Source organism: Blastococcus litoris, from assembly GCF_003075095.1.
In the GTDB taxonomy this organism is placed as follows: domain Bacteria; phylum Actinomycetota; class Actinomycetes; order Mycobacteriales; family Geodermatophilaceae; genus Blastococcus_B; species Blastococcus_B litoris.
The window spans coordinates 276,470-288,510 of the sequence record NZ_QCZF01000006.1; the positions used below are offsets into that span (position 1 = coordinate 276,470).

10 protein-coding genes are annotated in these 12,041 nt (G+C 76.4%); 6 read left to right on the forward strand and 4 right to left on the reverse strand.

Features of this window, described 5'->3' with window-relative positions:
- The first annotated feature begins 99 nt into the window (after positions 1-99).
- The gene (locus tag DCS98_RS14895) at positions 100-831 is read left to right on the forward strand and encodes an NYN domain-containing protein (RefSeq protein ID WP_241038042.1); all 732 of its coding nucleotides are present in this window, start codon (positions 100-102) and stop codon (positions 829-831) included.
- An 89-nt stretch (positions 832-920) separates the two neighbouring features.
- A complete protein-coding gene (locus DCS98_RS14900) occupies positions 921-2,081 on the forward strand; it encodes a GGDEF domain-containing protein (RefSeq protein WP_116452136.1) in 1,161 nt (386 codons plus the stop codon).
- Here DCS98_RS14900 and DCS98_RS14905 read toward each other — a convergent pair.
- Complete coding sequence (locus DCS98_RS14905; protein WP_116452137.1) at positions 2,078-2,524, reverse strand: YdeI/OmpD-associated family protein; 447 nt, start codon at positions 2,522-2,524, stop codon at positions 2,078-2,080. The two genes, DCS98_RS14900 and DCS98_RS14905, sit on opposite strands and share 4 nt — an antisense overlap.
- A gap of 186 nt (positions 2,525-2,710) precedes the next feature.
- Here DCS98_RS14905 and DCS98_RS14910 point away from each other — a divergent pair, with 186 nt between their 5' ends.
- The 3 genes from DCS98_RS14910 to DCS98_RS14920 are packed head-to-tail and all read left to right on the forward strand — an operon-like array spanning position 2,711 to position 6,683.
- Positions 2,711-3,373, forward strand: coding sequence for a PilZ domain-containing protein (locus tag DCS98_RS14910; protein ID WP_116452138.1), 663 nt, complete (start codon positions 2,711-2,713; stop codon positions 3,371-3,373).
- 29 nt (positions 3,374-3,402) lie between these two features.
- Positions 3,403-5,103 carry a P-loop NTPase family protein gene (locus tag DCS98_RS14915; protein WP_116452139.1) on the forward strand — a complete coding sequence of 567 codons (1,701 nt, stop codon included), beginning with the start codon at positions 3,403-3,405 and terminating at the stop codon, positions 5,101-5,103.
- Positions 5,100-6,683 (forward strand): GTPase, encoded by a 1,584-nt coding sequence (locus tag DCS98_RS14920; RefSeq protein ID WP_116452140.1) that lies wholly within the window; start codon positions 5,100-5,102, stop codon positions 6,681-6,683. The genes DCS98_RS14915 and DCS98_RS14920 overlap by 4 nt, the downstream gene beginning before the upstream one ends.
- An 18-nt stretch (positions 6,684-6,701) precedes the next feature.
- Here DCS98_RS14920 and DCS98_RS14925 read toward each other — a convergent pair whose 3' ends face one another.
- Positions 6,702-7,238: an ATP-binding protein gene (locus DCS98_RS14925; RefSeq protein WP_116452141.1), complete on the reverse strand. Its 537-nt coding sequence runs from the start codon at positions 7,236-7,238 to the stop codon at positions 6,702-6,704.
- A 137-nt stretch (positions 7,239-7,375) separates the two neighbouring features.
- On the opposite strand from DCS98_RS14925, the gene DCS98_RS14930 reads away from it, so the two are divergent.
- Positions 7,376-8,056, forward strand: a complete 681-nt coding sequence (locus DCS98_RS14930) for a GAF and ANTAR domain-containing protein (protein ID WP_241038081.1) — start codon at positions 7,376-7,378, stop codon at positions 8,054-8,056.
- Here DCS98_RS14930 and DCS98_RS14935 read toward each other — a convergent pair.
- Both DCS98_RS14935 and DCS98_RS14940 read right to left on the reverse strand, forming a co-directional pair.
- On the reverse strand, positions 8,053-8,994 hold the full coding sequence (locus DCS98_RS14935; protein ID WP_116452143.1) for a nucleoside hydrolase: 942 nt from the start codon (positions 8,992-8,994) through the stop codon (positions 8,053-8,055). The genes DCS98_RS14930 and DCS98_RS14935 overlap by 4 nt on opposite strands.
- Before the next feature lie 20 nt (positions 8,995-9,014).
- Positions 9,015-10,391 (reverse strand): APC family permease, encoded by a 1,377-nt coding sequence (locus DCS98_RS14940; protein WP_241038044.1) that lies wholly within the window; start codon positions 10,389-10,391, stop codon positions 9,015-9,017.
- Between the last annotated feature and the right edge of the window lie 1,650 nt (positions 10,392-12,041).

The following is a 12,041-nucleotide window of genomic DNA, read 5'->3' on the forward strand; positions in this document are numbered from 1 at the left end:
CGCCGGGCGACCGCACCGGCGGGACCGCCGCGACCGGTGGAGGTGCGTCCACCGGCCCCGGAGCGCACCCGGACCCGCCCGGCGCGGCAGACTGCTCCCGTGCCCGACAGCTTCGACGCCGAACTCGCGACCCTCACCGACGAGGAGACCGCGACCGGCGGCGCCCCGCTGCCGGCCGCCGCGCCGGCCGAGGGCCGCCCCCAGCCGGCGCTCGACCTGCTCATCTGGGACGCCCCCAACATCGACATGACGCTGTCGACGGTGATCGGGGCGCGCCCCACGGCGGCGTCCCGGCCGCGGTTCGACGCGATCGCCGCCTGGTTCGTCGAGGGGGCGGGGGATCCCTCGGCACCGGGCGCGCCCGAGGTCGAGGCGTGCGTCTTCGCCAACATCCCGCCGCAGCCGGGCACCCTGCAGCGGTGGGTGGAGGCCCTGCGCGGCTTCGGTTACTCCGTCTTCGCGCGGCCGAAGTCGCAGCCGGACGACGACATCGACCAGGACATGCTCGACCACATCGCCGTCCGCGCGCACAGCCACCGGCTGCGGCGCCTGGTGGTGTTCTCGGGGGACGGGCGGAACTTCGCCGAGCCGCTGGAGCAGCTGGTCCGCGAGGGCACGCACGTCGTCGTGGTCGCCTTCAGCGAGGTCGCGGGCTACGCGATCAGCTCGGAGCTGCTGGAGTTCATCGACATCGAGGACGTCCCCGGGGCGTTCGTCGAGCCGCTGGACCGCGTGCGCCTGGACGCGCTGCCGCCGGACGGCGCCTGGCTGCGGCCCACCCGCAGCCTGCGGGACTTCGTCAGCAGTTTCACCGCGCGCCGGGACCGCTGAGCAGGCGCGCATCACCCGGAGGGGGCGGACCCGATCACCGCGCACCGGGAACGGCTCAGGGGCCCGGCCGGCCGTGCCGATGGGGGCACATGCAGCTGACCGCGCCGAGCGCGTCCCCCGGCCCCGCGGCCGTGGACCGCGAGCCGGTGCCGGCGGCGATGCGGGAGGGGGCCCGCACCTCGGGGCTGGTCATCGCCGCCGCCGCGGTCGTGCTCCTCCCCGCGGGGTCGGGGTTCGACCTGCTCCTCGAACCACACCTCGCCCCGGCGTTCCTGGTGGTCCGGCTCAGCGCCCTCCTGCCGATCCTGGTCGCGGGCTGGGCGCTGTGGCGCCGCCCCCTCGGCCGCCGCCGACCGGACGCCCTCGCCATCGGCGTCCTCGTCGTGGTCCAGACGGCCATCGTGTGGATGATCCCGCAGGTCCAGGCCGTCGAGGCCTACGTGCTCGGGCTGTCGATCCCCCTCTTCGCCACCGGTTGCCTGCTGGCGGCCCGCCCGCGGTGGACCGTGGGCCTCGCCGTGGGGACGTGGGCTGGTCTCGGAGCGGTCGTCGTCCTCGATCCCACACCCATGCCGGTCGACGCCCTGGCCATCGGCGCCTTCCACCTCGCCACCGCGACCGTGGTCGCGGTCGTCGCACACGTCCACCGGTACGGTCTCGTCGCCCGCGAGGCGATGGCCCGCGGGCGGCTCGAGCGGGAGCGTCAGCGGACCGGTGTGCTGCTCGCCCAGCTGGAGCGGCTCAGCCACGAGGACCCGCTCACCGGCCTGGCCAACCGCCGCCGGTGGGACGCCGAGCTGGCCGGCGTCTGCGCCGTGGCCCGTCAGCGCGGCGAGGACGTCGGTGTCGTCCTGCTCGCCATCGACCGCTTCACGACCATCAACGACCGCCACGGGCTCCCCGGTGGCGACGAGGCGCTGCGCCGGGTGGCCGGTCTGCTCACCGATCGGGTGCGGGGCGGGGACCTCGTGGCCCGGCTCGGCGGCGACGAGTTCGCCGTGCTCCTGCCCGGCGCGGACCTCGACCGCGCGGTCGAGCTCGCCGAGCGGCTGCGCGCCGAGGCGGCGCTGCTTGTCCCGGCCGGCTTCGGCCCGGACGAGGTCAGCCTCTCCCTGGGCGTCGCCTCCACCTCCGGCGACGCGGCCTACCCGCTGGAGCTCATGTGCCGGGCCGACCAGCAGCTGTACCGGGCCAAGATCACCCGCAACGCGGTCGGGGCACCGCCGCGCGAGCTGCCCGTCCCGTCCTAGCCGACGCCCGCGCGCAGCATCTCCAGCGCCTTGGTCACGCGCCGCTGCCGCGTCTCCGGCGTCTTCGCGTCCTCGATGGCGAGCACGTGCCGCCGGCGGTGGCTGTAGGACAGCGCGTCGAACGCTGCCCGCGCCGCCGCGTCCCCCTCGAGCGCCGCCGCCAGGTCCTCGGGGACGGTGACCTCGCGGGGCGCGGTGTCCAGCTGCACGTCGACGTCCACCTCGTCGCCGGCGGACACCCCGGCCGCGGTCCGGTTCTCCGCGCTCAGCGGCAGCAGGTACCGCCCGCCCATGACGGCGACGGTGCTGCGGTAGCTGTGCCCGCCGATGCGCACCACCACCGGCGGCTTCCGCCCCGCGCCCAGGGCGTCCACGACCTCGGCGGGCACCTCCAGGCCGGTCGCCGTCCTCCCGCCCAGCTCGACCGTCGTCCGGAACTCCACGATCGGGCAGTGTGACGGGTCCGGCCCGCCACCGCCAGGGCGGGGCGGGGCGGTGGGATGGTTGCGTCCAGCGGCGCGTCGGGGCGGGCGGCGTGCCCGCCGCGGAACGCGCGGGCTACGGTCCCCCCGCGGCGTGCCTGAGCGGGTCGAACCGGCCCGTGCCGCGGAACCGATCGGAGAGGACCCATGACCAGCGTTCCCGGAGTGGACCACCCGGAGGAGCAGACGGAAGCCGAGATCACGCTCTCCGGCCGCGGGGTGTCGGTCAGCTCGCGGGTCGAGGTCGTCCAGAACGAGTTCATCTCGGTGCGGCCGTCGGTCGGCGAGTTCGTGGAGCAGGTGGTCGTCAAGGTCGGCGACGTCGTCGAGGTCTTCTGGAAGACCGAGGAGTCCCAGCGGGCCATGCCGGCGGAGATCACCGACGTGGAGACCGGCACCGTCGTGCGCTGGCGCATGCGCACGACCGGCCCCGCCGAGATCAGCCAGCGGCGCAAGGCGGTGCGCGGCCGGGTGGTCGTGCCGATCCTCGCCGGCTACGGGGCCATCGAGCTCAAGGGCACGACCGTGGACCTGAGCGAGGCGGGCGTGCGGGCCGAGTTCGAGGGGCTCGGCGCGCCGCCGGAGGCGGGGGCCAAGCTGGACCTGGTCATCGAGCTCGAGGAGGGCGTCACGAAGACGAAGGCCGAGGTCGTGCGCACGCAGGCCCGCGGCGCGCGCTGGGTCATGTCCATCCGGTTCGCCGGCATCCAGGAGCGGGACCAGGACCGCGTCCGGAAGCGGGTCTTCCAGGCGCTGCGCGAGGAGCGTGCCAAGCGGGCCGACGACTCCCCGCCCGACCTCCGGGGGTAGCGGGTCGTCCGACGGGGCAGTTCTCCCGTGTGACCGCCTCGCCCCCGCGGCTGCCCGACGCCCTCGCGGCGCTCCGGGACCAGCTCGCGACGACGCCCCTCGGGCTCGCCACGCCCGGGCGGGACGGCGCGGCGCGGGCCGCGCGGGCCGTGCGCGACCAGGTCGACGACTACCTGCTCCCGCGGCTCGGTGACCTCGACGCCCCGCTGCTGACCGTCGTCGGCGGCTCCACCGGCGCCGGCAAGTCCACGCTCGTCAACAGCCTGGTCGGCAGCCCGGTCAGCACGGCCGGCGTGCTCCGCCCGACCACCCGCGCGCCCGTCCTGGTCTGCTCCCGTGCCGACGTGGCCGCGTTCGCGGGCGACCGCGTCCTGCCCGGCCTGGCGCGCGTCACCGGCGGCGACGGCGGCCCCGGCACCGTCGCGCTCGTCGCGCGGGACGACGTCCCGCCCGGGCTGGCGCTCCTCGACGCGCCGGACGTCGACTCGGTCGTCGAGTCCAACCGCGAGCTGGCCGGGCAGCTGCTGGCCGCCGCCGACCTCTGGGTCTTCGTCACCACGGCCGCCCGCTATGCCGACGCCGTGCCGTGGGACCTGCTCCGGACGGCGCAGGAGCGCGGCACGGCACTGGCCGTCGTCCTCGACCGCGTCCCCCCTGAGGCGGCCGGTGAGGTGGCCGCCGACCTGCACGGGATGCTGCAGCGCGCCGGGCTGTCGAGCGCGCGGCTGTTCGTCGTCGAGGAGCGGCCGCTGGTCGAGGGCGCCCTGCCCGAGGACCAGGTGGCGCCGATCCGGACCTGGCTGCACGACCTCGCCGCGGACCAGGAGGCGCGCGCCGCCGTGGTGCGGCAGACGTTGACCGGTGCCCTGGACAGCCTCGAGCAGCGGGTCGGGGGGATCGCCGCTGCCGTCGACGAGCAGGCGGTGGCCGGGAACGCGCTGCGCGCAGCGGCTGCCGCCGCCTACACGGCGGCCTACGACGGCATCGAGCAGGGCGTCCGCAGCGGCACGCTCCTGCGCGGCGAGGTGCTGGCCCGCTGGCAAGAGTTCGTGGGCACCGCTGAGTGGATGCGCGCGCTGCAGAACCAGGTGGGCCGGTGGCGCGACCGGCTGGTCAGCGCCGTCACCGGCCGCCCGACGCCCGCCGAGGACCTGCAGGGCGCCCTCGAGAGCAGCGTCGAGCACCTGCTGCGCGCCGAGGCCGACCGCGCCGCGGAGCGCACGGTGACCACCTGGCGGTCGCTGGCCGGGGGCGCGCAGCTGCTCGCGGGGGCCGAGCGGGAGCTCGAGCAGGTGTCGGCCGACTTCCCCGAGGCCGCGGCCGCGCAGGTGCGCGACTGGCAGGGCGCGGTGCTGGACCTGGTGCGCGAGCAGGGCGCGGAGAAGCGGTCGACGGCGCGCATCCTGTCGTGGGGCATCAACGGCGCGGGCGCGGTGGTCATGGTCGCCGTCTTCGCCTCGACCGGCGGGCTCACCGGCGGCGAGGTCGCCGTCGCGGGCGGCACCACCGCGGTCGGCCAGCGGGTGCTCGAGGCCGTGTTCGGTGACTCCGCCGTCCGGGCCATGGCCGACCGCGCGCGGGAGGACCTGCAGCGCCGGGCCGACGCCCTGCTGCGCTACGAGCAGACGCGCTTCGACGACCGCGTGGACGACGCGGCGCCGGCACCCAGCGCGGCCGACGCCCTCCGCCGCGCCGTGCGCGACCTGGCCGCGGCCCGGCGGAGCGCATGAGCCGCCGGGACCTGCCGCTGGCCGACCGGCTGGCCGCCCTCCGCGACGCCGTCGAGGTGGCCGAGGGGCGGCTCGACGTGCCGGAGGTGGCGCAGGCACGGGCCCTGCTCGCGAAGGCCGGGGCCCGGGCCGCGCTGGGCGACGCGACCGTCGTGGCGCTCGCCGGGGCGACCGGCAGCGGGAAGTCCACGCTGTTCAACGCGCTCTCCGGCGCCGAGGTCAGCACGCCCGGGGTCCGGCGGCCGACCACCGGTGTCGCGCACGCCACGACGTGGGGGGAGGACGGGGCGGACCGGCTGCTCGACTGGCTGGAGGTGCCCCGCCGGCACCGGCACGGCCCCGAGCCGGCGCTCGACGGGCTGGTGCTGCTCGACCTCCCCGACCACGACAGCGTCCGGCTGGAGCACCGGCTGGAGGTGGACCGGCTGGTCGGCCTCGTCGACGTCCTCGTGTGGGTGCTGGACCCCGAGAAGTACGCCGACGCCGCCGTGCACGACCGCTACCTCGCCCCGCTCGCCGGCCACGCCGGCGTGCTGCTGGTCGTCCTCAACCAGATCGACCGGCTCGACGGCCGGGCGGCACAGGAGTGCCTCGCCGACCTCCGCGGCCTGCTCGACCGCGAGGGCCTGGCCCGCGTCCCCGTGCTCGCCGCCTCCGGCCGGACAGGGACCGGCGTGGCGGAGCTGCGGGGCGAGCTCGCGCACCGGGTGGCGGCGCGGCGCGCGGCCACCGACCGCCTGACCGCCGATGTCCGGGGGATGGCGGCCGCTCTCGCGACGCACGCGGAGGGCGACGACGCGGCGCTGGGTCGTCGCGAGCGGGGCGAGCTGAGGGAGGATCTGGGCGACGCGCTCGCCGCGGCCGCGGGGGTGCCCACGGTGACCTCGGCGGTCGAGCGCTCGACGATGCGCGCCGGGGTGGCCAGCACCGGCTGGCCGCCGCTGCGGTGGGTGCGCAGGCTGCGGCCCGACCCGCTCGACCGCCTGCACCTCGGGGACGAGCGCGCCCGCACCTCGCTGGCACCGGCCGGGCCGGTGGAGCGCGCTGGGGTGGCGACCGCGGTCCGCCGGGCCCGGGACGTCGTCGGGGACGGCCTGCCGCAGGCGTGGCGCGACGACCTGCGCCGCACCGTGGAGGTGTCGGAGGACGAGCTGGCCGACCGGCTCGACCGGGCCGTCGCCGGCACCGACCTGGGCTCGGACCGGGTGCCGTGGTGGCAGCGGTCGGTCGGCGGCCTGCAGTGGCTGCTGGCGCTGGTGGCGCTCGCCGGTGCGCTGTGGCTGCTCGCCCTGGTGGTCCTCGGCTTCTTCCAGCTCGACGACGTCGTCCCGCTGCCCCGCGTGGAGGGGCTGCCGCTGCCGACGCTGCTGGTCGCCGGCGGGCTGCTGGCGGGGCTCCTGCTGGCACTGGTGTCCCGGCCGCTGGTCCGGCTGCGCGCGCGGCGCAGGGCACGCGCGGCCGAGCGGCGCCTGCGAGCGGCGGTCCGGGCCGTGGCGGAGGACGCGCTGCTCGCGCCGATGTCCGCCGTCCGGGAGGACGCCGCCCGGTTCCGCGACGCCGTCCGCAGGGCCCAGAGGTAGGCGGGGGGTCCTTCCCCGCTAGTCCCGGCGGACCTCGGGGGAGCGCGGCTCGGGCAGCTGGCCCTTCCGCCGCTCCCCGGTCTCCTCGCGGCCCGAGGGCAGTCGCGCCCACACGTGCTTGCGCCCGGGCCGCTCCTCCCACCCGTACGCCGTGGACAACTGCGCGACGAGGTGCAGACCCATACCGCCCAGCGAGGGGTCCCGGTCGACGGCGGGGACCGGCGGCCGGTCGGGCGCCTCGTCGCTGAGGTCGAGCAGCCAGCCGCCGGAGCCGGCGACGACGAGGGCGCGCACGTCACCGCCGCCGTGCCGCAGGGCGTTGGAGGCCAGCTCCTCGAAGACCAGCAGCAGCCCGTCGCGGGCGTCCTCGGTGGAGGCGGCCGACACCGACGGGTGGGCGATCCGGGCCCGCAGGTCGCTGCGGACGCGCGAGACGACGTGCATCGTCTCCAGCTGCCAGTGCCAGACGTCGCCGGGGACCGACGGCACGGGGGCGCACGGCCACGGGTCGTGGGCGCCGTCGGGGGACCGCTCGTCGCCCGTGTCGCGGGCCATCGCCTCCCCCTCGCGTCGCGTCTCGCACCGGAGCCCGGCCGTGCCTGGGCGCGTCCATCCTGACCGATGGTGATGCAGCGCGCACCGGCGGGCGGGCGATCGGCACCCGACCAGGCAGACTGTGCCGCGTGGAAGCCATGTTGCGCGAGCTGAGCCGCGTCGTCCTGGTGGACCGGACGCTCGACGACGTGCTCGGCGACATCACTCGGATCGCGGCCACGGGCATCCCGGGGGCCGAGGCCACGTCGATCACCCTGCTGCGCGACGACAAGGCCTTCACCGCGGCCTACCACGGGGAGATGGCCCTGGCCGCCGACGAGCTGCAGTACGAGAAGGGTTACGGCCCCTGCATGGACGCCGGCCGGGGCGGGGTCCTGCTGCGGGTCGACGACATGGACACCGAGACCCGGTGGCCCGACTACGTGGCGAACGTGCGCGCCGCGACCGGCGTGCGCAGCTCGCTGTCGGTGCCCCTGCCCTACCAGGGCGCCGTCATCGGTGCGCTGAACAACTACTCCTCGGTGCCGGCCGCCTTCGCGACCCCGGAGAGCCTCGAGGCGGGGCTCGAGGTGGCCGAGGTGGTGGCGATCGCCGTCGCCAACGCCGACGCGCACTGGCAGCTGGGTGAGCAGGCCCGGAACATGCGCCTGGCCATGGACTCGCGTGCAGTGATCGAGCAGGCGAAGGGCGTGCTCATGGCCCAGCGCCACGTCGACGCCGACCAGGCGTTCGAGATCCTGCGCGAGGCCTCGCAGCGCTACAACCGCAAGCTGCGCGACATCGCCCTGGGCATCGTCGAGGGCACCCAGAAGGGCTAGCGCGCGTCCAGCGACGCCAGCCGCGACACGAGGAACTCCACCGCGGCCGGGCTGTCCACCGTCTCCGCGACCTCGACGGCGGTGGGCGCCGTCGAGACGGTCCGCCGGTCGACCAGCGTCTGCCCGCGCCCGGAGCCGAGGCCGGTGTCGACGACGACGTCGCGCCGCACCGTGCCCAGCGTCCCCGGCACGACCGCCTCGGTGACGGCGAGCGCGTCGTGCACCACCACGCCGGTGGTCCCGTAGGCGGTGCGCGCGTGGTCGAGGTACTGCTGGAGGATCGCGGCGGCCGTGGCGCCGATCGGCCCCGCCGCGGCGAACCGGGCGATCCCCTCGGCGTCCAGCACCGTGGGCAGCGTGACGTCGAGGCCCACGAGCACGGTGGGCAGCGTCGACGCCAGGACCGCCTGGGCGGCCTCGGCGTCGGCCCAGACGTTGAACTCCGCGGCCGCCGTCACGTTGCCCCCGCGGGCGGCCGAGCCGCCCATGACCACGAGCCGCCCGATCCGCGCCGCGGCCTCGGGGAAGACCCGCAGCAGCAGCGCCAGGTTCGTCAGCGGCCCGACGGCGGCGACGGTGACCGGCTCCGGCGACGTCATCAGCAGCTCGGCCAGCGCCACCACCGCCGGGCGCGGGTCGACCGACGCCGGCGACGGAGGGAGCTCCACCCCGCCCAGGCCGGCGCTGCCGTGCACGTGGCCGGCGCGCTCGGGCTGCGGGTGCACCAGGGATTCCGCCGCGCCCGCGGCCACCGGGACGTCGGAGCGCCCGGCCAGGTGCAGCACCCGCAGCGCGTTGTCCGTCGTCCGGTCGAGCTCGACGTTGCCGTGCACCGTCGTGACCAGCCGCAGGTCGACCTCCGGGCTGGCCAGCGCCAGCAGGATGGCGAGCGCGTCGTCGATGCCGGGGTCGGTGTCGATCACCAGGGGAGTGGGCACCGGAGGATCCTGCCAGCGGGTCAGGCGACCGGCTCGGCCGCCTTCTCGCCGGCCGCCTCGTCGCCCGACCCGGGCCGCTCGGAGTTCCGCCACCACGGCGCCTGCGCGAGCAGGTGGAGGAGCACGCCGACGGCGAGCATCGCCCCGGCGAACAGCCAGGTCCGGCCCTCCTGCTGCCAGAGCAGCAGGACGCAGGACGCGATGGCGAGCACCGGGACGACGACGGGGGCGCGGAAGTGGTCGGCCTCCACCCGGTCGCGGCGCAGCACGAGCACCGCGGTGTTGGTGCTGAGGAACACCAGGAGCAGCAGCAGGACGACGGTGTTGGCCAGCGTCGCGAGGTCGCCGACCAGGGTGAGCCCCATCGCCACGGCGGTCGTCACGAGGATCGACACCCACGGCGTCCTCCGCTTCGGGAGCACGCGGCCGAGCGGGCGCGGGAGCAGGCCCTGCTCGGCCATGCCGAAGACCAGGCGGCTGGCCATGATCATCGTGAGCAGCGCGCCGTTGGCGACGGCCACGAGGGCGATGGCGCTGAACACCTCGTCGGGGATGCCCGCGTCCGCGGCCCGGACGACGTCGAGGAGCGGCCCGGACGAGTCGGCGAGGTCCCCGGGCGCGAGGACGACCGAGGCGGCGAGGCCGACGAGGACGTAGACCAGGCCGGCGACGAGCAGCGCGCCGAACAGCGCCTTCGGGTAGACCCGCCGGACGTCGCGCACCTCCTCGGCGACGTTGGCCGAGGTCTCGAACCCGACGAAGGAGTAGTAGGCCAGGAGCGCCGCGGCCAGCACCCCGGAAGCGACCGAGACGCCCTGCGGGAACTCGGTCACCCGCCCCAGGTCGCCGTCGCCGCGGCCGAGGACGACGGCGCCGAGGACGACGACCAGGAGCAGGCCGGAGAGCTCCACCACCGTCATGACGACGTTGGCCCGCACGGACTCCTGGATGCCGCGCGCGTTGAGCGCCGCGACCAGGAGCAGGAAGCACAGCGCCGCGGGGACGGCGGGGACCTCGAGGAACACACCGAGGTAGTCCCCGGCGAACGCGAGGGAGAGCCCCGCCGCGCTGGTGACACCGGCGGCGAGCATGCAGTAGCCCACGAGGAAGGAGACGAGGGGGCTGCCGAAGGCGCGCTCGGCGAACACCGCGGAGCCGCCCGCACGCGGGTACTTGGTGACGAGCTCGGCGTAGGAGGCCGCGGTGAGGAGCGCGAGCAGCAGCGCCACCAGCATCGGCGCCCAGACGGCGCCGCCCACCTCGCCGGCGATCACGCCGAACAGCGCGTAGATCCCGGCGCCGAGGACGTCGCCGAGGATGAAGAGGAAGAGCAGCTTGCCGCTGACCGCGCGGTGGAGGCGGGTCCCGGACTCGTGGGGCGCGTCGAGGTCGTGCACCACCGAAGTCTCCGGTCGGTGCCCGGGCGCGGCAATTCGGCGTCTCCCGGACGGGGTGGACCGGCCCGACACGCCGCGCGCGTCGCAGCCGGGACCGGGATGACCGATACCTGCGCACGCCATTTCCACGCTCAGAATGCGCCGTTTGTCGACAAGTTGCCGCTGCGAAGAAAGGGTCGTCGACCGATTCGGAATTGCTGCGCAACGGTTCGGTCACGCGCGTTCCAGCTGGTGTCCGGAATGGCCGAGAAAGGACGTCCGCCTCCCTATCTTTCTCCTTGTCCGCAGCACCTTCCCCGGCTGCGGACATGAACTCGAGGAGGCGACATGAGCAGCGACCGCGCGACCGCGACGCCTCTCTCCGGCGCCTCCGCCCGCGGCCTGGCCGGGCTGATCGACGTCCTGGACCGCGTGGACGGACCGGTGGCCGCCCGACGGCCCCAGCCGCGGCGGACGTCGGCCCACCGTCCCTCCGGCACGCGGACCGGCGCGGTGCGCACCGTCCCCCTGCGCTCGGTCCAGCCGGCGCCCATGGCCCGGCCCGCCCCCGCACCGCGTGCCTACGTGCTCCCCGAGCCCGAGCGCGCGCCGGTGACCGGTCTCGCCGATCTCGTGCGCCGCGCGGCCCTCTGGGGCGCCGGTCCCCGGGGTGAGTACCTGGCCTGGCGCCCGCGTCCCGCCGCCACCGGTTCTCCCGCTGCTCGTCCTGCTGCCGCCGCCGAGCCTGCGGTCCGGCGGCCTGGACGCCTCCGCGGGCTCCTCCGCCGTGCCGCCCTCTGGGGTGCGGGACCCGCCGGCGAGCACCTCGCCTGGGGTCGCCCCGCCTCCGCGCCGACCCCGAACCAGGTCGATCCGCCCGTGGTGCTGCGCGAGATGCCCAGCACCCCCACCATCCAGCCCGTGGCGTCTTCCCCCGCCGCGGCGCTCCTTCCCCGCGGTCCGGCGTCGTCGGCCGGCCCGCGAGGATTGCCGCCGGTCCCCCGCGGAGCAGTGGCCGTCCCCGGCATAAGACACGGTGGACCGCCTGAACGCTCCCGAGCCACCGGCTGGCCCGTCCACCAGCGGACGTCGCCCGGAGCGACCGGCCTCGTCCGGACCCGCGGTGACCCGGCGCCCTGCCGGGCCAGGGGTTCTCCCCCGCCGGCGCGGCGCTCCCGGTCAACGGGCTCCGCCTGGAGCTCGTTCCCCTAGGACCGCCGCAGCAGAGCAGCACTGCGCGACCACGGCAGCCAGCCGCTGGACGCCGTCCTCCGTTCGCCCGAGCACGCCGAGACCGGTCACCCCCTTCCCCGGGTGACCGCGACCGACGACCCGGTCCCGAGCCACCGATCCGCAGGCCGACCCCGGCCGCCTCCGGCTCACCTCCGACGGTGCACGTCCGGCCGCCGACCGACTTCGACGCACGACGGTTCTCGCCTCGACCCACCGCCGACTGCCCCCGAGCAGCGCGCGGACCCTCCAGGGAGGCGCAGACGTGTGCGGCGACGCCGGCCCGGCGACCGGAACCGTCGAGGAGGTGGCCCCAGGTCCTCCCGGTACCCGGAAGGGACGTCCCGTCCCCCGGGTCTCTGACCGGGCCCCGACCTGGCACACGGCGCCGGAGCACGCGCCGGGCGGAGCCGGCCGCTCGCGGGACCGGTCCGCGGTCCG

Coding starts and splice junctions, on each gene's coding strand:
- DCS98_RS14930 (WP_241038081.1), top strand. CDS start 7,376: ATGTTGCGCGAGCTGAGCCGCGTCGTCCTGGTGGACCGGACGCTCGAC.
- DCS98_RS14920 (WP_116452140.1), top strand. CDS start 5,100: ATGAGCCGCCGGGACCTGCCGCTGGCCGACCGGCTGGCCGCCCTCCGC.
- DCS98_RS14910 (WP_116452138.1), top strand. CDS start 2,711: ATGACCAGCGTTCCCGGAGTGGACCACCCGGAGGAGCAGACGGAAGCC.
- DCS98_RS14925 (WP_116452141.1), bottom strand. CDS start 7,238: ATGGCCCGCGACACGGGCGACGAGCGGTCCCCCGACGGCGCCCACGAC.
- DCS98_RS14900 (WP_116452136.1), top strand. CDS start 921: ATGCAGCTGACCGCGCCGAGCGCGTCCCCCGGCCCCGCGGCCGTGGAC.